Annotated in this window: 15 protein-coding genes, 3 tRNA genes and 2 pseudogenes; 6 read left to right on the top strand and 14 right to left on the bottom strand. The window is 67.5% G+C overall.

All coding sequences use genetic code 11. From position 1 onward, the window contains the following. Positions 1 to 56: 56 nt before the first annotated feature. Both BM150_RS20230 and pdxR read right to left on the bottom strand, forming a co-directional pair. Positions 57 to 1,148 (bottom strand): D-alanine--D-alanine ligase family protein, encoded by a 1,092-nt coding sequence (locus BM150_RS20230; RefSeq protein WP_092928987.1) that lies wholly within the window; start codon positions 1,146 to 1,148, stop codon positions 57 to 59. 47 nt (positions 1,149 to 1,195) lie between these two features. After that, entirely contained in the window at positions 1,196 to 2,608 is a 1,413-nt protein-coding gene (gene pdxR / locus BM150_RS20225; RefSeq protein WP_092928985.1) for a MocR-like pyridoxine biosynthesis transcription factor PdxR, read from the bottom strand. 97 nt (positions 2,609 to 2,705) lie between these two features. On the opposite strand from pdxR, the gene BM150_RS20220 reads away from it, so the two are divergent. Then, complete coding sequence (locus tag BM150_RS20220; RefSeq protein WP_217641784.1) at positions 2,706 to 3,149, top strand: GNAT family N-acetyltransferase; 444 nt, start codon at positions 2,706 to 2,708, stop codon at positions 3,147 to 3,149. Here BM150_RS20220 and BM150_RS20215 read toward each other — a convergent pair whose 3' ends face one another. From BM150_RS20215 to BM150_RS20200, 4 genes are all read right to left on the bottom strand, one after another. Next, positions 3,150 to 3,596 carry a cysteine dioxygenase gene (locus BM150_RS20215; protein ID WP_092928983.1) on the bottom strand — a complete coding sequence of 149 codons (447 nt, stop codon included), beginning with the start codon at positions 3,594 to 3,596 and terminating at the stop codon, positions 3,150 to 3,152. It abuts the gene before it with no gap. Between the two features lie 375 nt (positions 3,597 to 3,971). Then, complete coding sequence (locus BM150_RS20210) at positions 3,972 to 5,099, bottom strand: cystathionine gamma-lyase (protein ID WP_092928981.1); 1,128 nt, start codon at positions 5,097 to 5,099, stop codon at positions 3,972 to 3,974. Positions 5,100 to 5,107: 8 nt separating this feature from the next. Beyond that, a complete protein-coding gene (locus BM150_RS20205; RefSeq protein WP_092928979.1) occupies positions 5,108 to 6,145 on the bottom strand; it encodes an NAD(P)H-dependent glycerol-3-phosphate dehydrogenase in 1,038 nt (345 codons plus the stop codon). After that, positions 6,138 to 6,917 carry a lysophospholipid acyltransferase family protein gene (locus BM150_RS20200; protein ID WP_092928977.1) on the bottom strand — a complete coding sequence of 260 codons (780 nt, stop codon included), beginning with the start codon at positions 6,915 to 6,917 and terminating at the stop codon, positions 6,138 to 6,140. Before BM150_RS20200 ends, BM150_RS20205 begins: the two co-directional genes overlap by 8 nt. A 103-nt stretch (positions 6,918 to 7,020) precedes the next feature. Here BM150_RS20200 and cofC point away from each other — a divergent pair, with 103 nt between their 5' ends. The 4 genes and pseudogenes from cofC to BM150_RS25320 all read left to right on the top strand — a co-directional run. After that, the gene (gene cofC, locus BM150_RS20195; protein ID WP_092928975.1) at positions 7,021 to 7,692 is read left to right on the top strand and encodes a 2-phospho-L-lactate guanylyltransferase; all 672 of its coding nucleotides are present in this window, start codon (positions 7,021 to 7,023) and stop codon (positions 7,690 to 7,692) included. A 97-nt stretch (positions 7,693 to 7,789) separates the two neighbouring features. Further along, complete coding sequence (locus BM150_RS20190) at positions 7,790 to 10,072, top strand: RNA degradosome polyphosphate kinase (RefSeq protein ID WP_425427436.1); 2,283 nt, start codon at positions 7,790 to 7,792, stop codon at positions 10,070 to 10,072. A gap of 102 nt (positions 10,073 to 10,174) precedes the next feature. Continuing rightward, on the top strand, positions 10,175 to 11,116 hold the full coding sequence (locus BM150_RS24970) for an NUDIX hydrolase (RefSeq protein ID WP_175496946.1): 942 nt from the start codon (positions 10,175 to 10,177) through the stop codon (positions 11,114 to 11,116). An 81-nt stretch (positions 11,117 to 11,197) separates the two neighbouring features. After that, positions 11,198 to 11,362 (top strand): annotated as a pseudogene (locus tag BM150_RS25320) (hypothetical protein); the annotation flags it as partial. A 609-nt stretch (positions 11,363 to 11,971) separates the two neighbouring features. Here the strand turns inward: BM150_RS25320 and BM150_RS25315 are convergent. The 3 genes and pseudogenes from BM150_RS25315 to leuC form a co-directional block, all read right to left on the bottom strand. Next, a pseudogene (locus BM150_RS25315) lies at positions 11,972 to 12,544 on the bottom strand (HU family DNA-binding protein); the annotation flags it as partial. A gap of 124 nt (positions 12,545 to 12,668) precedes the next feature. Continuing rightward, the gene (leuD, locus tag BM150_RS20175; protein WP_092928966.1) at positions 12,669 to 13,271 is read right to left on the bottom strand and encodes a 3-isopropylmalate dehydratase small subunit; all 603 of its coding nucleotides are present in this window, start codon (positions 13,269 to 13,271) and stop codon (positions 12,669 to 12,671) included. A 100-nt stretch (positions 13,272 to 13,371) separates the two neighbouring features. After that, positions 13,372 to 14,772, bottom strand: a complete 1,401-nt coding sequence (leuC, locus tag BM150_RS20170; RefSeq protein WP_092928964.1) for a 3-isopropylmalate dehydratase large subunit — start codon at positions 14,770 to 14,772, stop codon at positions 13,372 to 13,374. 87 nt (positions 14,773 to 14,859) lie between these two features. Between leuC and BM150_RS20165 the strand changes: the two genes are divergently transcribed. Then, positions 14,860 to 15,561: an IclR family transcriptional regulator gene (locus BM150_RS20165; protein WP_165400580.1), complete on the top strand. Its 702-nt coding sequence runs from the start codon at positions 14,860 to 14,862 to the stop codon at positions 15,559 to 15,561. Positions 15,562 to 15,735: 174 nt separating this feature from the next. Here the strand turns inward: BM150_RS20165 and BM150_RS20160 are convergent. The 5 genes from BM150_RS20160 to gltX all read right to left on the bottom strand — a co-directional run bounded on the left by BM150_RS20160 (position 15,736) and on the right by gltX (position 18,974). After that, positions 15,736 to 15,808, bottom strand: a tRNA-Glu gene (locus BM150_RS20160). Positions 15,809 to 15,971: 163 nt separating this feature from the next. After that, positions 15,972 to 16,044 (bottom strand) — tRNA-Glu (locus BM150_RS20155). A gap of 28 nt (positions 16,045 to 16,072) precedes the next feature. Beyond that, positions 16,073 to 16,144, bottom strand: a tRNA-Gln gene (locus BM150_RS20150). A gap of 368 nt (positions 16,145 to 16,512) precedes the next feature. Then, on the bottom strand, positions 16,513 to 17,304 hold the full coding sequence (locus tag BM150_RS20145; protein WP_175496939.1) for an HAD family hydrolase: 792 nt from the start codon (positions 17,302 to 17,304) through the stop codon (positions 16,513 to 16,515). 158 nt (positions 17,305 to 17,462) lie between these two features. Then, a complete protein-coding gene (gltX, locus tag BM150_RS20140) occupies positions 17,463 to 18,974 on the bottom strand; it encodes a glutamate--tRNA ligase (RefSeq protein WP_092928962.1) in 1,512 nt (503 codons plus the stop codon). Between the last annotated feature and the right edge of the window lie 216 nt (positions 18,975 to 19,190).

Raw genomic sequence — 19,190 nt, 5'->3', positions numbered from 1 at the left:
CCTCCCGCCGGGCCTCGTTCCGGGAGGCCCGACATCGGGCAGGTAGTCAGGAGCGGTCACCGCAGACCGGTGCCGCGGGCCACAGCGGTGTCCAGCAGGGTGCTCAGCAGGCTCGAGTAGTCGACACCCGCGTGCGCCCACATGCGCGGGTACAGCGAGATCGGGGTGAATCCCGGCATGGTGTTCACCTCGTTGACCACCGGCCGACCTTCCTCGGTCAGGAAGAAGTCGACCCGGGCCAGCCCCTGGCAGTCCAGGGCGTGGAAAGCGCCGACCGCGGCCGTGCGCAACCGTTCGGTCTCCTCGTCGGAAAGCTTGGCCGGCACGTCGAACTCGGTGTCGTCGTCGAGATACTTCGAATCGTAGTCGTACCAGCCGGAACCACTGTCGACGCGCAGTTCGGCGGGGGCCGAAGCGGTCACCTCTCCGTCCGGGAACTCCAGAACACCGCACTCGATCTCGCGTCCGGACAGCGCGGACTCGACGATCACCTTGGGATCGACGCGTCGCGCCTCGGCGACGGCGGCGTCGAGCTCGGCGGGATCGGTGACCTTGGTGATCCCCACCGAGGACCCGGCACGGGCCGGTTTGACGAACACGGGCAGGCCCAGCCTGCTCCTGCGAGCTTCGTCCAATGTGGTCTCGTTGCGACGCAGCACCTCGTAGGTGCCGACCTCAAGCCCCTCGGCGGCGAGGAGCTTCTTGGCGAACTCCTTGTCCATGGCTGCCGCGCTGGCGAGCACGCCCGGCCCGGCGTACGGAATACCGGCCATCTCCAGCAGCCCCTGGATGGTGCCGTCCTCACCGAAAGCACCGTGCAGCATCGGCAGCACCACATCCACGCCGGACAGCGCCTGCCCCACAGTGCCCGACTCCAGCGAGACCAGCTGACGGCTGCTGGGATCCGCGGGCAGGGTCAACGCCTCGCCGTCGACGATCTCCGGTTCGACCCGGCCCTTGAGTCGTAGCTGCTCCTCGTCGTCCGGGCCGAGCACCCAGGAGCCGGCACGGGTGATTCCCACGGGAACGACCTCGAAACGCCGCCGATCCAGATGAGCCAGCACACTACCCGCGGAGAGGCAGGAAATACCGTGCTCGGTACTGCGTCCGCCGAAAACAACCGCCACCCGGATCTTGCGTTCAGCCATACGCGGCACCATACCTCGCGTACGGGGGCCACACCGTAAGCGGCGGATCAACCGCCGACGATCTCCGAGACCAGGATCGGCAAGGTCTCCCGCAGTTCCCGTCCGCCGCACGCGGCGTAGCCGAGGGCCAGGCCGTACCACTGCTGCTCGGCCTGATGGTGCCTGCGCAGACCGTCGACGAACACTCCCCGTCGGCGGAGGGCGGCCATGATGCGACGTTCGGCGTCACCGCCCGACATCGGAACCACGACGTGTGCCCCGGCACGATCACCGACCAGTTCGACACCCGCCCCTTCGAAGGCGTCGACGACCAGTTCCCTGCGTCCGGAGAGCTCGCGGCGCAACCGCCGCAGGTGCCTGCCCAGATCCCCGTTCGCGGCGAACTCGGTGAGCAACCACTGCCCCGCCGGGGCGGGACGGGTGCCGGTGCGTTCGCGATACTCCAGCACCGCGGTGGTCACCCACTCGGGAGCCAACAACCAGCCGACACCGAGCGTGGGAGTGAGGATCTTGCTGGTGGTCCCCAGATGCACGACCACGTCCGGTGCCAGGGCCGCCAGCACGGGCAGCGGAGCCACGTCGTAGCGCAACTCGCCGTCGTAGTCGTCCTCGACGATCAGCCAGTTCGCCGTGCGTGCCCGTTCGATCAGCGCGGTTCGCCGCTGGGCGGGCATTCTGCCGCCCAGCGGGTACTGGTGTGCGGGTGAGCAGTAGACGGCGTCGACGTGCTCGGGAATCCGCTCGACCAGCAGACCGGAGTGGTCCACGGGAACGGGAAACACCTCGATGCCGCTGGCGCGCAGTGCACCCACCGCTCGCTGATACCCGGGCTCCTCCATCGCCACGGTCGCACCGGACGGCAGCACGGCGGCGGCCAGTTCGGCGAGCGCGGCGGTGGTTCCGGCCGTTGCCAGCACCGAGTTCTCGGCCGGACCTTCGACCACCAGGCCGCGGTGGCGCAACAGGTGCTCCACGATGACCGCACGGTACTCCGGCACGCCGGCCCGATAGGGCATGGTGGACGGTGCCTTGTCCCCGGCCGCGCGCCAGGCGCGCCGCCAAGCGGCTCGGTCTATCCCCTGCGACCACGGCGCCCCCGGGGCGAGCAGCACTCCCCGCGTCGCGTCCGCGTCGCTCTCGACGACCGTTCCGGCCTGCGCCACTCCGTCCACTCCCGGCGGAGCGGCGGTGATGTAGGTGCCGGAACCGTGCCTGCCCGCGATCCAGCCCTCGGCGTGGAGTTGTTCGTAAGCGGCCGCCGTGACCGTACGGCTGACGTCGAGGTGCCGGGCGAGTGCGCGGGTGGACGGCAGCCGATCACCGCGTCGTAGCTGGCCCCTCGTGGCGGCGCCGCGCAATCCCTCGGCCAGCTGGACCGCCAACGGCCGGGCGCTGGTGCGGTCCAGCTCCACCGCCAGTTCCACCGGTGGCGCTCCGGACGCGGAAACCCTTGGTGGCATTTTCGAACACTCCTTGATTGGCCCTTCAATGATGCCACCGCTCGGGAGAAGCTGCGGAGACGACCCCACAGGGCACTGACACGGGAAAGGTGCTGCGTTGCTGATCAGGGAACTCGACCAGGCGGAGACGGGCGCTGCGTACCCGGTAATCCGGGAACTACGCCCCCGGTTGAGCACGATGGCCGACTTCCTGGCCGCGGTGGACAGGCAGCGGCAGCACGGGTATCGACTGATCGCGGCTCTCGACTCGGAACAGCGGGCGGTGGCAGCGGCGGGATTCCGCTCCGGTGAATGCCTGGCCTGGGGCAGCTACCTGTACATCGACGATCTGTGCACGCTGCCGCGAGCCAGGGGAAACGGGTACGCGAGCGAACTGCTGCGCTGGATCGCGCGTGAGGCGGCGGCGTCGGGGGTGGGCGAGATCCACCTCGATTCGGGAAACGGGCGTCACGCCGCGCACCGGTTGTACGCGAGCAGCGGGTTCACCGCCCCTTCCACACACTTCGTCCGAAAGCTCTCGACCGCGAACGCGGAGTCCTGATCAACCGGTCGGGTTGAGCGCCCTGCCCGGCCGGTACACGTGAATGCTGATCGCGGGGTCCGGCCCCTCGTTGTGCACCTGATGGGCGTAGTTGGGACCGAAGACCCGGGACTGGCCCGCGACGAGCGTGTGCAGCGCCTCGGCCTGGTGGTGTCCGGAGTCGGAGCGCACGGCGCGTTCGGTCAGCACACCGGAGACCACGGTGAAGGCACCGTCGGCACCTCCGTGATCGTGCAGCTCGGTGTGCTGGCCGGGCAACCAGCTCAGGATCCAGACCTCGTGGTCGTCGGTGCGCCGCAGCAGTGCGGACCAACGTTGTTCCCGGTCGTAGCGCACCAGGTGTGCCCAACCGCGACGATTGGTCGCGATATCGCGGGCTATCAGCGCCGGATGCGATCGAGTGCGTTCGGGCGCGTGGAGAACGGTATTCGGTGGAACGGCGAACACAGCGGAGGGTCCTTCGCGATAGTACGGGAGAAGAGCGGAAAGCGGGATCGGCGGATCAACGATCCGTGATCACGGGGAAATTCACCGCGAAGGACACAGCGCGCTCGCTACCAGGCGCAGCTCGACATGGCGGTACTGACCGGCCGGACGCCGGACCGCCGTCGGGTTCGCCTTCGTAGCGCGCCAAAACACGACGACCAGTGAACCAGGAACGAGACGCTACGGCAAGGAAATCCCCCGAGACTCGCAAGATCTCACACTGTCGTGCGACACCGACTCACGTCACGGCGAGAGCTCTCGCCGCGCGAACCGAGTGTTCCGACAGTCGCTGATCCGCGCGAACCGGGGCACCACGCCAGCCGGAGCAGGGCGCCACTACCGCCGCAGTGCGGCGAGGACGTCGGCCACGAGATCGGCGGGGTCCTCACAACCGGCCGAGAACCGCACGAAACCGTCCGGAACGGGATCGCCCCACTGGGCACGCCGGTCCACGGTGCTGTGCACCCCACCGAAACTGGTCGCTCCGGAAACGAGGTGACTACGGTTGACGAACCGTTCCACCGCCTCGGCGTCCCGCAGTTCGAAGCGCAGCACACCGCCCCAACGGCGCATCTGTCGACTCGCCACTTCGTGCGCGGGGTCGCTCGGCATGCCGGGCCAGCGAACTCCCGTGACGTCCGCGTGACCGGACAACGCCTCGGCGAGCGCCGCCGCGTTCTCGGCCTGCCGGGCGAGACGCAGGTCGAGCGTCGCCATGCTGCGATGCGCCAGCCAGGTCTCGAACGGCGCCGGGATCGCACCGGAGAGGGTGCGTACCCGGCCGAGGAGTCGCGCGAGCTCCTCGTCGCGCACACTGACGTGGCCGAGCAACAGGTCGCTGTGCCCGCACAGGGCCTTCGTGTCACTGGCGACCACCACGTCGGCGCCGAGTTCCAGCGGTCGCTGGCCCAACGGCGTGGCGGTCGTGTTGTCCACGGCCAGCAGCGCGCCCGCAGCGTGGGCACGCTCGGCCAGCGCCGCGATGTCGCAGACGTCGAGACCGGGATTGGAGGGAGTCTCCAGCAACACCAGACGGGCGCCGTCGAAAACGTCGTCCGGGAAGGGGCCCGCCGTCGGAACCTCCCTGACCCGCAGGTGCAGCTCGGCGAGTTCGGTCCGCACGAACTCCCTGGTGGCGTAGTAGCCGTCGGTGGGCAGCACCAGCACGTCACCGGCGTGCAGCACGGCCCGCAGCAGAGTGCCGATGGCCGCCATCCCGGAGGGCAGCAGCAGGCACGTTCCGCCGTCGAGATCCCCGACGGCGGTTTCCAGCGCCCGCCAGGTGGGATTCCCGCCCCGACCGTAGAAATCGGTGTCACCGAGGCGATCGGAGCCACCCAGGTGGTACGGGGCCGCGAACACCGGACCGGGCATGAACGACTCCCCGGCGGCCGGTTCGGTCTCTCCACCGTGTACGCAGCGCGTCCCGTCCCCGTACAACGGGTTCTCCTTCCTGTGCGACATCTCGATCGCTATTCCGGTTTACGGTCCCGTCCCAGCAGCTCGGCCGCGGCGGGCACCGGGTCCAACCCTTCGTGGCAGACCCGGTGGACCACTTCGGCTATCGGCATCTCCACGCCGTTGGCGGCCGCGAGTTCGCACAGCGACCGGCAGGACTTGACACCCTCCGCGACCTGCCCGTGCGCGGCACGCTGCGCCTCGGCGACGGAATCACCGTGCCCCAGCCGCTCCCCGAACGTGCGGTTGCGGGACAGCGGCGACACGCAGGTGGCCACCAGATCGCCCATTCCGGCCAGCCCGGCGAAGGTCATGGGCTCGGCGCCCAGCGCTGTTCCCAACCGGGTCGTCTCGGCGATGCCCCTGGTGATGAGAGTGGACATGGTGTTGGAGCCGTACCCCAGGCCGGAGGCCACCCCGCAGGCGAGCGCGATCACGTTCTTGCAGGCACCGGCCACCTCCACCCCGACGATATCGGTGTTGGTGTAGGGCCGGAAGTACCCCGTCGAACAGGCGCGCTGCAGCGCGACGGCGCGCTCGTGGTCCGGACAGGCGACCACTGTGGCGGTGGGCTGCTCGTCGGCGATCTCCTTGGCGAGGTTGGGGCCGGAAACGACGGCCACCCGAGCGGCGGGCACATCGGCCACCTCGGCTATCACCTGGCTCATACGCTTCAGAGTGCTCAACTCGACCCCTTTGGCCAGACTGACCAGCGTGGCCCCATCCGGGAGGAGTGGTTGCCACCCGGTCAGGTTCTCCCGCAGGGTCTGACTCGGCACCGCGAGCACCACCGCGTCGGCACCGTGCAGCGCCACCGCGGCGTCGTCGGTGGCACGCAGCCCGCCGGGAAGCGGGGTGCGCGGAAGGTACTCGGCGTTGACGCGGTCCCGCTCGATCGCCTCGGCCATGTGGCTCCTGCGGGCCCACAACCGCACCTCGGTGCCCGCGTCGGCGAGCACTTTGGCGAACGCGGTTCCCCAGGAACCGGCGCCCAGCACTGCCACACGCCGCAACGCACCACCCTCCGCCCCGGAAGCGGTGGTCTCAGACATGGTCGTCGTTCCGCTCCGCACGCCTCGAACCGGAGTAGAACGAGGACGGTGCGGGCTCCTCCCTGATCTCGGCCAGCTGATCGCGCACCCGACGCATGAGCAGCTCGGTGACCTCACGCAACACCCTGGTGTCGGCTTCCCGCTCGCGGTACTCGGACAGGTCCGCGGGGGCGCCGAATCGCATCGTGACCCGCTTGCGCGGGAAGGGGCGAAAACGCTTGTGATATCCGTCGAGGATTTCCCTGGTGCCCCATCTCGCCACCGGAATCACCGGGACGTCGTGCTCCAGGGCGAGCCTGGCCACTCCCACCTTCGGGGTCATGGGCCAGCCCTCGGGATCCTTGGTGATGGTGCCGTCGGGGTAGATCAGCACCACCTTGCCCTGTTCCAGAGCCCGGTGCGCGTCCCGAAGGCTCTGCTGGGCGTTCACGCTGCCGCGGTACACCGGGATCTGCTCGACGCCACGCAGCACACCGCGCAGCACCGGGTAGTTCCAGAGCGTGTGCTTGGCCAGGAAGCGGGGAAGCCTGCCCGCCCGGTGCACCGACACCGCGTCGTAGATCGGATCGAGGTGTGAGATGTGGTTGAGCACCAACAGCGCGCCACCCTGTGCGGGGACGTGCTCCAACCCGATCAGCCTGGTCCGCGCCAGCAAAGCCTTGAGCGGATAGAACACGACGATGGCGATCGCCAACCAGATTCTGCCGACCACACCGTTTCCACGCTCTTTGGTGGCGCCGCGGGAACGTCGCAAACTCCTCGGCTCGGCCACGCCAACTCCTTCCGTTTGAGCGGCTGCCAACATACCCGTTGGGGTGGGCACCGCCGATTGACCGGTCGCTGGACCTCTCCCCCGCGAGGCGCAGAATGGCGGGGTGACCGTGGGAGTCCAACTGCTCGTACCGATCAAACCACTGCACCTGGCCAAGACCCGGTTGCGTACCGAGCGAACCCTTCCCGATGAGCACGCCGAGCTCGTGACCGCACTCGCGATGGACACCGTCCTGGCGGCGGCAACGGCGGAACGAGTACGAGAAGTGCTCGTGGTCACCTCGGACCCGGGGCTGACGCACCGGTTCCGGGAACTCGGGGTCGAGGTGCTGCCCGATTCACCGCGGGCCGGACTCAACGCGGCACTGCGACACGGTGATCACCTCCTCGGCGAGCGGGGCACGAAGGTCCGGATCGGCGCGCTGCAGGCCGACCTCCCCGCGTTGCGCGGCACCGAGCTGGACGGTGCGATCGCGGAGGCGGACTCGGAACGCTCCTACTGCGCGGACCGCCAGGGCACCGGGACCACGCTGTTGCTGGCGTCCGTCGGTAAAGCGCTGCGCCCCGGCTTCGGCACGGACTCGGCAACGGCTCACCGCGCGAGCGGCGCGAAGGCACTCCTCGGCTCGTGGGCCTCGCTGCGCTGCGACGTGGACACCGAAACCGACCTGCGTGCGGCGGAGGAGCTGGGGCTCGGCTCCCACACTCGGAAGCTGCTGCGAGGAAACGAATCGAGACCAAACCGTTCCGAAATCGGCTGCCCGGGGGCGGTTTAGCACCACCGAAACCACTGCCGTTCGGGTGAGTCCGCACCCCCGAACGACTCGTGTAACCTCCGTCACCATCCGATCGGATGAGCGTATCCCCCACCTCATGCGTGACAATAGTGGTGTGAGTACGGACGGCGACGATCGGCTTTCCGAATCGATACGAGGGAACAGCCACGAGACGGCTCCCGAGAAGGTGACTCGGAACGCGCCCGAAGCCATCACGCCCGAGGCCGAAACGGCGCCGGACGAAACGGCCACGCGTGGCGGCGAATCGGACGGCGCGCGCGTACCGGCTGCTCCTCCCGCCGTCACCAGGGCCGTGGCCAGCACGGACCTGCCGGAGAATCGGTACCTCAACCGCGAGCTGTCCTGGTTGGATTTCAACGCCCGGGTACTGGCCGTGGCCGAGGACCGGTCCCAACCGCCGCTGGAACGGGTGAAGTTCCTGGGCATCTTCGCCTCGAACCTGGACGAGTTCTACATGGTGCGCGTGGCGGGGCTGAAACGGCGCGAGGAAACGGGGCTCTCGGTACGCAGCGCCGACGGCCTCTCTCCGCACGAACAGCTGACCCGCATCTCGGCACGGAACCAGGACCTGGTGGAACGGCTCGACCGCGTCTTCCTCGACGAGCTGCTGCCGGAGCTGGAGGCCAACGGCATCCGCATCCTGAGCTGGGCGCGACTCGAGAAACAGGACCGGGAGAACCTGACGCGCTACTTCGAGGACCACGTCTTTCCGGTCCTGACCCCGCTCGCCGTCGATCCGGCGCACCCGTTCCCCTACATCTCCGGGCTGTCGCTGAACCTCGCGGTGATGGTCACCGACACCGAGGCCGGGATCAAACGGTTCGCCAGGGTCAAGGTGCCCGACAACGTGGCGCGGCTGATCCGGGTGGAGGACGAGCGAGACCAGCTGCAGAGCACGTTCATCCCGCTCGAGGAGCTCATAGCCGCACATCTGGACAAACTCTTCCCCGGCATGGAGGTCACCGAGCACCACATCTTCCGCGTGACCCGCAACGCGGACCTGGAGGTCGAGGAGGACCGCGACGAGGACCTGCTGCAGGCCATGGAGCGTGAGCTGGCCCGCAGGCGGTTCGGCCCGCCCGTACGGCTGGAAATAGCCGACACGATGAGCCGGACAATGCTCGACCTGCTGTTGCGCGAGCTCGACGTGGACCCGCACGACGTCGTGGAGGTGCGTGGCCTGCTGGATCTGTCCTGCATGTTCCAGCTGGGCAAACTACAACGCCCGGACCTGAAGGGGTCGCCGGTCGTACCCGCCACTCATCCGGCCTTCGCGGAGGGCAACACGTCCAAGAGCATCTTCGCGACGTTACGCGAGGGCGACGTGCTGTTACACCATCCCTACCACGCGTTCTCCACATCGGTGCAGCGCTTCATAGAGCAAGCGGCCGTGGACCCGCGGGTGCTCGCGATCAAACAGACGTTGTACCGGACCTCGGGTGACTCGCCGATCGTCAACTCGCTGATCGACGCGGCCGAGGCGGGCAAGCAGGTGGTGGCGCTGGTCGAGCTCAAGGCGCGGTTCGACGAGCAGGCCAACATCCAGTGGGCACGTGCCCTGGAACGCTCCGGGGTGCACGTGGTCTACGGCCTGGTGGGGTTGAAAACCCACTGCAAAACGGCACTCGTGGTGCGTCAGGAGGGGGCGACGCTGCGGCGTTACTGCCACCTGGGAACCGGCAACTACAACCCGAAAACCGCTCGCACATATGAGGACCTGGGGCTGCTCACCGCCGACGACGACATCGGCGCGGATCTGACCGATCTGTTCAACGTGCTCACCGGATACGCGCGGCACGACACTTATCGCAGGATTCTGGTCTCACCCCAGGGCATCCGAAGCGGGATAGTCGAACGAATCGAGGGTGAAATAGCACTGGCGCGAACGGGAAAACCGGCAGGCATCCGGATGAAGGTCAATTCGCTGGTCGACGAACAGATCATCGACGCCCTCTACCGGGCATCGCTCGCCGGAGTTCCCGTTCGGATCGTGGTGCGCGGTATTTGTGCCTTGCAGGCGGGAGTCGACGGACTGAGCGAAAACATCGAGGTCCGCTCGATTCTCGGCAGGTTCCTGGAGCATTCCAGGGTGTTCCATTTCCAGGGCGCGGACGAGCACTGGATCGGGAGTGCCGACATGATGCACCGGAATCTGGATCGGCGGATCGAGGCACAGGTGCAGGTGACCGATCCCAGGCTGACCTCGGAACTGGACTCGCTGCTGGATTCGGCACTTCACCCGCAGACGCGTTGCTGGGTGCTCAACTCGAAGGGTGATTGGGAAGCATCACCGCGGCAGGACCAACAGGTGCGGGACCACCAGACGGAGATGCTGCGCCTGCACGGCGCTAAGGTATGAGCCGAGATGTCCGACACCGAACCCGCTTCCGAGATCGATCCACCCGCGACGTCGAAATCCGCGCCGATTCACGGCGATCCCGCAGTTCAACGGCCCACGATAATGGCTGCCGGAGCCGTGCTGTGGCGTCCGGGTTCGACCGAGGACATGGAGATCGCCGTGGTGCACCGCCCGCGCTACGGGGACTGGTCGCTTCCCAAGGGCAAGCTCGACCCCGGTGAGACGATCCCGCAAGCAGCCGCGCGGGAGATCACCGAGGAAACGGGGCTGAACTGCGTACTGTCCCGTCACCTGCGCAGGATCCGTTACGAGGTTCCCCACGGACGGGACGGCCGTGCCTCCAAGTCCGTGGACTACTTCGCCGCGCGTGCGCTTCCCGGGGAATTCGTCGCCAACGAGGAGGTCGACGAACTGCGCTGGGTTCCCGCCGCACGGGCTCACGAGTGGTTGACCTACGCGGACGACCACGACGTGGTGGACTCGTTCCTGAGCCTGCCCACCACGATGAGCACCGTACTGCTGGTACGGCACGCCGAGGCGGGCAAGCGCACGGAATTCCACGGTGACGACAACCTGCGACCGCTCAGCGAAGCAGGATGGCGGCAACGGAATCAGCTGCACAACCTGCTGTCGCTGTTCGGCCCCGAACGCGTCCACTCCGCGCCGAGACTGCGCTGCGAGCAGACGGTGGATTCCGTCGCCGAGAGTCTACGGACGAACATCGAATCCGAGCCCGCGCTTTCCGAGGAGGCATATCGAGCCGATCCGGAAGCCGGGAGGCGACGACTGCTGCGCATCGCCGCCGAGCCGGGGACCGCGGTGGTGTGCAGCCAGGGCGGTGTCATTCCGGATCTGGTGGGCTCACTGGCTCGCTCGGACGGGCTGTCACTCGGTGAGATCAACAGCCGCAAGGCCAGTGTCTGGGTTCTCTCCTTCCTCACCACGACGCATTCCGGTGACGGGGATTCCGGTGACGGGTCGCGTCCGGCACCGCTGTTGGCAGCCGCCGACTACTTCTCCGCCCCGACGCCGGAAAACGCGTGAAAGGTACGGTCGGCGGCGTCACTTCCTGCTGTTACGTCCGGAAGTGGACTTCTTGGTCGACGTCGTGGAGGTCTTGGCCTGTTGAGTCCTGCCGGTGCCGGACTTGGAGCTCGTCGTCCTGGCGGTACCAGCCGACTTCGTGGTCCCCGACTTGGCGGTACCGGTGGACTTCGCCGAGCCGGTCCCGGTCGAAGATTTCGTAGTGCCCGCCTTGGCCGTGCCCGCCTTGGCCGTGCCCGCCTTGGTGGTGCCCGCCTTGGTGGTGCTCGCCTTGGTGGTGCTCGCCTTCGCCGCCGTCCCGCTCTTGGCGGTGCCGGTCTTGGCGGCGCCCGACTTGGCCGCCGTTCCACTCTTGGCCGCCGTTCCCGTCTTCGCGGTGCTGGCCTTCGCGGTACTCGCCCTGGTGGCGGTGGCAGCGCTCGTCCGACTCGTCGCCGTCTTCGCGCGGGTTCCACCCGTGGCACCACTCTTGGTCGCCGTCGAACGAGCGGTGGTGGACTTGGAGCTCGTCGTCCTGGCGGTACCAGCCGACTTCGTGGTCCCCGACTTGGCGGTGCTCGCCTTCGTCGCCGTTCCCGTCTTGGCGGCGGCTCCGGTCTTGCTCGCCGTTCCGGTCTTCGTGGCCGTTCCGGTCTTGGCGGTGCCGGCCTTGGCAGTACCCGTCTTCGCCGTGGAGGTACGGCTGCTCGTCCCACTCGTGGTGGCAGCGGCGGTGCGGGATCCCGTCCTACCGGCACGGGTCGTAGTTCCGGTACGGGTGGCACCGGAAGTGCTCGTGGCGGTGGTACGACTCGCCGTACCGGTCTTGGCCGCCGCCGCACGGGGAAGTTTTCGTTGGCCGCCCACTACTTCCTTGAACTGTGTACCGGCCCGGAAAGCGGGCACGTTGGTCTTGCGGACCTTCACCGCCTCACCGGTACGCGGATTGCGGGCGGTGCGGGCGGCACGAGCTCGTTTCTCGAAAACGCCGAAACCGGTGATATTCACCTTCTCGCCTTTGTTGACGTTGCGGACGATGAGATCCACGACGTTGTCCACTGCCTGACTCGCGGTTTGTTTGTCACCGAGGCGTTCGGCCAATGCCTCGATTAGTTGCGCCTTGTTCACGTCAGTCCCTCCCAGGACAACTACGGCCCGTCCGGGCCGACTCAGGGGCCACGGTAAATCTCCGCGGGAGTGGATGCCATTCGCCACGCCCGCTTTTCGCGTGGTGGCGCGCCATTGGCAGCCGGAGAAAAACCGATGTCGTCCCGGCAGGCTTTGTAGCCCGGTTTTCCGTGGGGAGCCGACGGACGGAAACCCACAACCCGCTACCGGTCGCGGTGAACCGACATCGAGCGTGCGTCCGGACCACGTAGCGGTGAGTCCCAGGAGGGGCACGATGCGGGGGAATGCGTCGGATCGGCGCCCCGCGGACCCGGGGCGCATCGAGCACCGATTCCCGGATGTGCCTCGTGGCCTCGCGGTGCGTCCGAACCGCGAGGCCACTGACGAGTCCGCCCGTCGCCCGGAGCCGAACGGCCGAGTTACGACGGAACTCGAACGGACAACCTCAAACGGTGGGAGCGGGCTGCGTGGTCGGCAGAAAGCCCGGCCTGGTTCGTTCGAAAGCGTCGATGCTGTCCTCTGAACGCATCGTCAGGCCGATGTCGTCGAAGCCCTCCAGCAGTCGCCAGCGCGTGTACTCGTCGACCTCGAAACCGATGGTGAGTTCCTTGGCGCTGACGGTGCGGGCCTCGAGATCCACCGTGACCTCGGTTCCGGGCTCGGACTCGAGCAACTTCCAGAGCAGCTCCACATCGGACTGCTCGCACCGCGCGGCGAGAAGTCCCTGCTTCCCCGCGTTGCCTCGGAAGATGTCGGCGAACCGGGAGGATATGACGACCCGGAAACCGTAGTCCTTCAGCGCCCAGACGGCGTGCTCCCTGGAGGAACCGGTCCCGAAATCGGGGCCGGCCACCAGCACGCTCCCCCGATTGAACGGTTCGACGTTGAGGATGAAGTCCTCGTCGGCACGCCAGGCCGCGAACAGGGCGTCCTCGAAACCTGTTCGCGCCACACGCTTGAGGTAGACGGCGGGGATGATCTGGTCGGTGTCTACGTTGGACCGCCGAAGTGGCACTCCGATGCCGGTGTGCGTGGTGAACGGCTCCATGAGGTACTCCGTATCTCGGGTTGGTTGGGTGGCTGCCCGCCTGGTCCGGACTCCCGCGAACGCGCCGGGCCGAGCGCACCGGTGTCGCGACGCGGCTCGGTTACAGGTCCTCCGGGGAGGAGAGCGTGCCGCGCACCGCCGTCGCCGCCGCGACGACGGGCGAGACGAGATGGGTGCGCCCGCCCTTGCCCTGCCTGCCTTCGAAGTTGCGGTTGGAGGTCGAGGCCGAGCGCTCCCCAGGGGTGAGCTGATCGGGGTTCATTCCCAGGCACATCGAGCACCCCGCCTGGCGCCATTCGGCACCCGCCGCCTCGAACACCTCGTGCAGCCCTTCCTCCTCGGCCTGCTCGCGGACTCGCATGGACCCGGGAACGACCAACATCCGCACGTCGTCGGCGACCCTGCGATCGCGTAGTATCCCCGCGGCGCTGCGCAGATCCTCGATCCGCCCGTTGGTGCAGGAGCCGAGGAACACGGTGTCCACCGCGACGTCGCGGAGCGGAGTACCGGCGCGCAGCCCCATGTACTCCAGCGCCTTCTCGGTGGCGGCCCTGCTCTCCTCGTCGGCGATCGACTCCGGATCGGGAACCCGCTCCCCGAGCGGCAGCCCCTGCCCTGGATTGGTTCCCCACGTCACGAACGGCGTGAGCGAGTCCGCGTCGATCGTCACCTCGGCGTCGTAGACCGCGTCGGAGTCCGTGCGCAACGATTTCCAGTGCTCCACGGCGGCGTCCCAGTCCGCTCCGGAGGGCGCGTGCGAACGTCCCTTGAGGTACTCGAAGGTGGTCTCGTCGGGGGCGATCATGCCGGCCCTCGCACCGGCTTCGATGGACATGTTGCACATGGTCATGCGTGCTTCCATCGTCATGGACTCCACGGCCGAGCCGCGGTACTCCAGCACGTAGCCCTGACCACCACCGGTTCCGATCTTGGAGATCACGGCGAGGATGACGTCCTTGCTCGTGACTCCCGGACGCAGCGTCCCCTCGATGTTGACGGCCATGGTGCGGAAGGGGCGCAGCGGCAGTGTCTGCGTGGCCAGTACGTGCTCGACCTCGGAAGTACCGATGCCGAACGCGAGCGCGCCGAAGGCGCCGTGAGTAGAGGTGTGGCTGTCGCCGCACACCACGGTGGTTCCGGGCTGGGTCAGCCCCAACTGCGGTCCGACCACGTGGACGATCCCCTGCTCGGCGTCGCCCATCGGATGGAGCCGCACCCCGAAGTCGGCGCAGTTCTTGCGCAGTGTCTCGACCTGCGTGCGCGACACCGGATCGGCGATCGGCAACTCCACGCCCTCGGTGGGCACGTTGTGGTCCTCCGTCGCCAGCGTCAGATCCGGACGGCGTACGGCACGGTCGGCCAGCCGCAGACCCTCGAAAGCCTGCGGGCTGGTCACCTCATGCACGAGATGGAGGTCGATGTAGAGCAGATCCGGTTCATCGCCCTCACCGCGACGTACCAGATGCTCGTTCCAAACCTTCTCGGCGAGCGTGCTACCCATCGCTCCTCCCCATCGAAGCCGTGGGATCCGAGTGGTACGGCTCCCACGTTGTGGACTTCCCAGATAACGAGACGTTAGTATCGCCCCGTGGGAGAGCATAGCGGTATCGGAGTTCTGGACAAAGCGGTGGCCGTGCTACAGGCCGCCGCCGAGGATCCGTGCGGGTTGGCGGAGCTGTGCGAGCGTACGGGATTGCCCAGGGCAACGGCACACAGACTCGCGGTCGGTTTGGAAACGCACCGGATGCTGCGACGCGGCTCGGACGGACGCTGGCGTTCCGGTCCGGCGCTGGGAGAGCTGGCGGGTGGCGCGGTGGATCCCCTGCTGGAGGCGGCGGCCGCGGTGCTGCCCAAACTTCGCGACATCACCGGCGAGAGCGTGCAGCTCTACCGCCGCGACGGGATGCAACGTACCTGCGTGGCCACGGCGGAACCGCCGAGCGGACTGCGTGACACGGTCCCGGTCAACACCGCGCTGCCGATGACGGCCGGATCCGGCGCCAAGGTGTTGGCCGCGTGGTCCGATCCCGCCACCCAGCGAGCCGTGCTGGCGGAGGCCGTCTTCGGGGAACGCACTCTCATGGAGGTTCGCCGCCGGGGATGGGCGCAGAGCGTCGCCGAGCGGGAATCCGGAGTCGCCAGCGTCTCGGCCCCGGTGCGGGACTCGGCGGGCACCGTGGTGGCCGCCATCTCGGTATCCGGACCGATCGATCGGATGGGACGCCGCCCCGGAAGTCGTTGGGCCGCCGATCTGCTCGCGGCTGCCGACGGGCTGCAGAACAGGCTCTGACACCGGGCGAATACGTGGGCGACGGCGGTGCGGTCCCGCTGAGTCGGGGAAGCCGTACCGCCCGGCGCCCTTCCGCACCGAAGGCGAGACGATTCGGCGCTCATCGGAGCTGACAGAACCGCGTGAACACGAATAAAGCCGGTGTGCGAGCACACCGGCTTCGTAACTCTCGTGTAGTCCCGATGGGATTCGAACCCACGTTACCGCCTTGAGAGGGCGGCGTCCTAGACCACTAGACGACGGGACCGCGTAAGCTATCGAACGCTTTCGAGCGGACCATAACCCACGAACGTGCCGATTGATAACCCGACGAGACACCAAACACGGCCTCCGAGGGGCGCACAACGCTGTCGAAACCAGCGTCAGCCACAACCGGGCACCACCGGAAAGCGGGAACTCTCCGGTTATCGTAGTCCCGATGGGATTCGAACCCACGTTACCGCCTTGAGAGGGCGGCGTCCTAGGCCACTAGACGACGGGACCGCACGAGAAGCATCGAACGCTTCTTCAGCTGGGGTACCAGGATTCGAACCTAGACTAACTGAACCAGAATCAGTCGTGCTGCCGATTACACCATACCCCACCGGCACCGATGAACATCGTATCATTCGGCGGTTTTCGCTTTTCCGCTTCGATGACCTCTGTTCATCGCGTTGGTGAATATACTAGACCATGCCCGTGAACGGCTTCGCACCACCCCCCTGTTCGAGGCGATTCAGCAGGTGAGCGGGCCTTCCGCCGAAGACATCGGGCCGTTGCCCCGATCCCGCCCCGGCGGGGACCGAACAGTCGACGGAAACTCCCCCACCACGTTCGTGGGAGTTCCCGCTGGAGCCCCACGCGAGGAGGACGACCCGCGGCGAAGCACCACGGGATTCCAGCCGGGGAACGGCCTGTCGAAGCGAACGAGCCCGCTCCGAACGGTTCCGTTCCCCGAACGGACAGCATCGATCAGGCCGAACCGGCCATGCTCGCTTGGCAGGCGGGCAGTTCGTCGTCCGCGCCGCCGAAGGGAAGATCACACACCAGAACTTCGGGCAACTCGTACAGACTCGTGATCACCGACACCCCGTCGGCGGGAACCCCAGCACTCGTCGAACCGCCGCTGTCCCGGTCCAGCCAGATGCCGTGCATGCCCGCGCAAGCGGCCCCGTTGGCGTCGATCTCCAGGTTGTTGCCGACATGGGCCACTTCCGCGGGCGAGAGCCCCAGCGCGTCGCAGGCGGCCGCGAAGATTCCGGAGGACGGCTTGGCCACACCGCACTCGCCCGATATCACCGTCGCGTCGAAGGTCGCGGCCAACCCGGTGACGGCGAGCTTGTGTCGCTGATAGCCGCCGGGGGCGTTGGTTATGGCCGCGACGCGCAATCCACTGGCGCGCAACCACTCCAGGCAGCCGGTGGCGTCCTCGAAGAGTTCCCAGGAATCGCGCAGCGCCACCATTCGCCGGTGCTCCCTGGCCAGTACCTCGTCCTCGCTGAGCCGCTCACCGAAGGCGGCGAAGAAGTCACGGGTGCGGCTGCGACACATCGTCTCGAAATCGATCTCACCCGCCATCATGCGCGCGTTGTACTCGTCGGTTATCCGCCGCCACACCGGCCATGCCGCATCGTTGCCGGTCAATGAGGCGAAAGCCCGTCGAGCCGATCCCCGACTGTCCAGCAGCGTGTCGTCGATATCCAGGCAGACCGCTCTGATGCCGCGAGGCCGTTCCGAGTCGGATACTTCAAGTGCGGATTTCACTCCGTGAGGCTAGGACTCCACCCGGAGTGGCCGACTCGTCCAACATGGTGATACTTACATCACTGACACGGTTTAGCTCGCCGCGTGCAACAGCACATGAACACACGGCCGTGCCGGTCGCCCGACTCCCGTCGCGGCGACCGGCACGGCCGTGGTGCTCACTCCTCGGGTGCGTTCCGCAGCGCCGTGCGCAACCGATCGAGGCAGGGCTGCCTGTCGAGCAGTTCCATCGACTCGAACAACGGCGGTGAGACCGTACGCCCCGTGATGGCCACACGGACCGGTGTGAACGCCTTGCGGGGCTTGATGCCCAGTCCCTCGACGATCGCCTGTTTCAGGGCGTTCTCGATGTCGGCGGCGCGCCACTCGGGCAACGGTTCGAGAACTTCGAGGGCGGCCGAAAGCACCGGCCGCGCGTCACTGCCCAGCGCCTTGGTCGCGGCCGCTGGTTCGGGTTCGAAGGCCTCACCCGCGAACAGGAAGCCCATCATCCCGACCGCGTCCGACAGCACGGTCAATCGCTCCTGCACCAGCGGAGCGGCCGCTCGCACCGTCTCCAGCTGCCGCTCGCTCGGATCGGCGGGCAGTACATCACCGGCGACCAGGTACGGCACTACCCTGTCGACGAAATCGTCGAGCTCCAACGCACGCAGGTGTGCGGCGTTGATGGCGTCGGCCTTCTTCTGGTCGAACCGCGCCGGATTGGCACTGACCCGGCGAATGTCGAACGCACTGACCATCTCGTCGAGGTCGAACACGTCGCGGTCGTCGGAGATGGACCAGCCGAGCAGCGCCAGATAGTTGAGCAGCCCCTCGGGGAGGAAGCCACGCTCGCGGTGGTGGAAGACATCGGACTGCGGGTCCCGTTTGGAGAGCTTCTTGTTTCCCTCCCCCATCACGAACGGCAGGTGTCCGAACTCGGGCGTGAAGTCCGTCGTGCCGATTCGCCGCAGCGCCTCGTAGAGCGCGATCTGGCGCGGCGTGGAGGACAGCAGGTCCTCACCGCGCAGCACGTGAGTGATCCCCATGAGGGCGTCGTCGACGGGATTCGTCAGCGGGTACAGCGCGTCCCCGTTGCCACGCACCAGGACGGGGTCGGGCACGCTGCCCGCCGGGAAGGTGACTTCGCCGCGGATCAGGTCGGTGAATCCGATGTCACGGTCCGGCATCCGCAACCGCAGGACCGGACTGCGCCCCTCGGCGCGCAGCTCCGACTTGCGCTGCTCGGTCAGCTCGCGGTCGGCGTTGTCGTACCCCAGTTTGGGGTCCCGGCCGGCATCTCGGTGGCGCTGTTCGACTTCCTGCGGCGTGGAGAAGGACTCGTAGAGTTCACCGGCCTCCAGCAGTCTGGCGGCCACGTCCGCGTAGATCTCACGCCGTTGGCTCTGCCGGTAGGGACCGTACTCACCTCCCACGTCCGGCCCTTCGTCCCAGTCGAGGCGCAACCAGCGAAGAGCCTCCAGCAGTGCCTGGTAGGACTCCTCGCTGTCCCTGCTCGCGTCGGTGTCCTCGATGCGGAACAGCAACGATCCGTTGTTGTGCCGGGCGAACGCCCAGTTGAACAGCGCGGTGCGGATCAGTCCGACGTGTGGCGTGCCGGTGGGTGAGGGGCAGAACCTGGCTCGTACCGGACGGTCGGACTCGGCGGTGGTGACATCTGACGTGCTCATGACTGACTCAGCTTATCCCGCGCGCCGCCCCTCTTGACCGGCGCGTCCCCCAGGCGCATGCTGGCATTATTCAACGCTTGTTGAATTCTTCTGCGGCATTGCTCCTCGGTTCGCGAGGTGCCCGTTCCGAGTTCCGGAGCGGGAAACCGTTCGGCGCGGCTCGCGCCGAGTGGCCACCCACGCGAGCGACAGGGCGGCCGAGCCGAAGAGTTCCTA

The sequence above is a fragment of the Actinopolyspora alba genome (genome assembly GCF_900112765.1).
In the GTDB taxonomy this organism is placed as follows: Bacteria; Actinomycetota; Actinomycetes; order Mycobacteriales; family Pseudonocardiaceae; genus Actinopolyspora; species Actinopolyspora alba.
The sequence above is the reverse complement of the archived record's forward strand: the minus strand, read 5'-3'. Positions and strand labels throughout refer to the sequence as shown.

Bases quoted from the DNA above. Each gene is read 5' to 3' on its own strand.
- BM150_RS20230 (WP_092928987.1), bottom strand. From the start codon at position 1,148: ATGGCTGAACGCAAGATCCGGGTGGCGGTTGTTTTCGGCGGACGCAGT.
- pdxR (WP_092928985.1), bottom strand. From the start codon at position 2,608: ATGCCACCAAGGGTTTCCGCGTCCGGAGCGCCACCGGTGGAACTGGCG.
- BM150_RS20210 (WP_092928981.1), bottom strand. From the start codon at position 5,099: ATGTCGCACAGGAAGGAGAACCCGTTGTACGGGGACGGGACGCGCTGC.
- BM150_RS20205 (WP_092928979.1), bottom strand. From the start codon at position 6,145: ATGTCTGAGACCACCGCTTCCGGGGCGGAGGGTGGTGCGTTGCGGCGT.
- BM150_RS20190 (WP_425427436.1), top strand. From the start codon at position 7,790: ATGCGTGACAATAGTGGTGTGAGTACGGACGGCGACGATCGGCTTTCC.
- BM150_RS24970 (WP_175496946.1), top strand. From the start codon at position 10,175: ATGGCTGCCGGAGCCGTGCTGTGGCGTCCGGGTTCGACCGAGGACATG.
- leuD (WP_092928966.1), bottom strand. From the start codon at position 13,271: ATGGAGCCGTTCACCACGCACACCGGCATCGGAGTGCCACTTCGGCGG.
- leuC (WP_092928964.1), bottom strand. From the start codon at position 14,772: ATGGGTAGCACGCTCGCCGAGAAGGTTTGGAACGAGCATCTGGTACGT.
- gltX (WP_092928962.1), bottom strand. From the start codon at position 18,974: ATGAGCACGTCAGATGTCACCACCGCCGAGTCCGACCGTCCGGTACGA.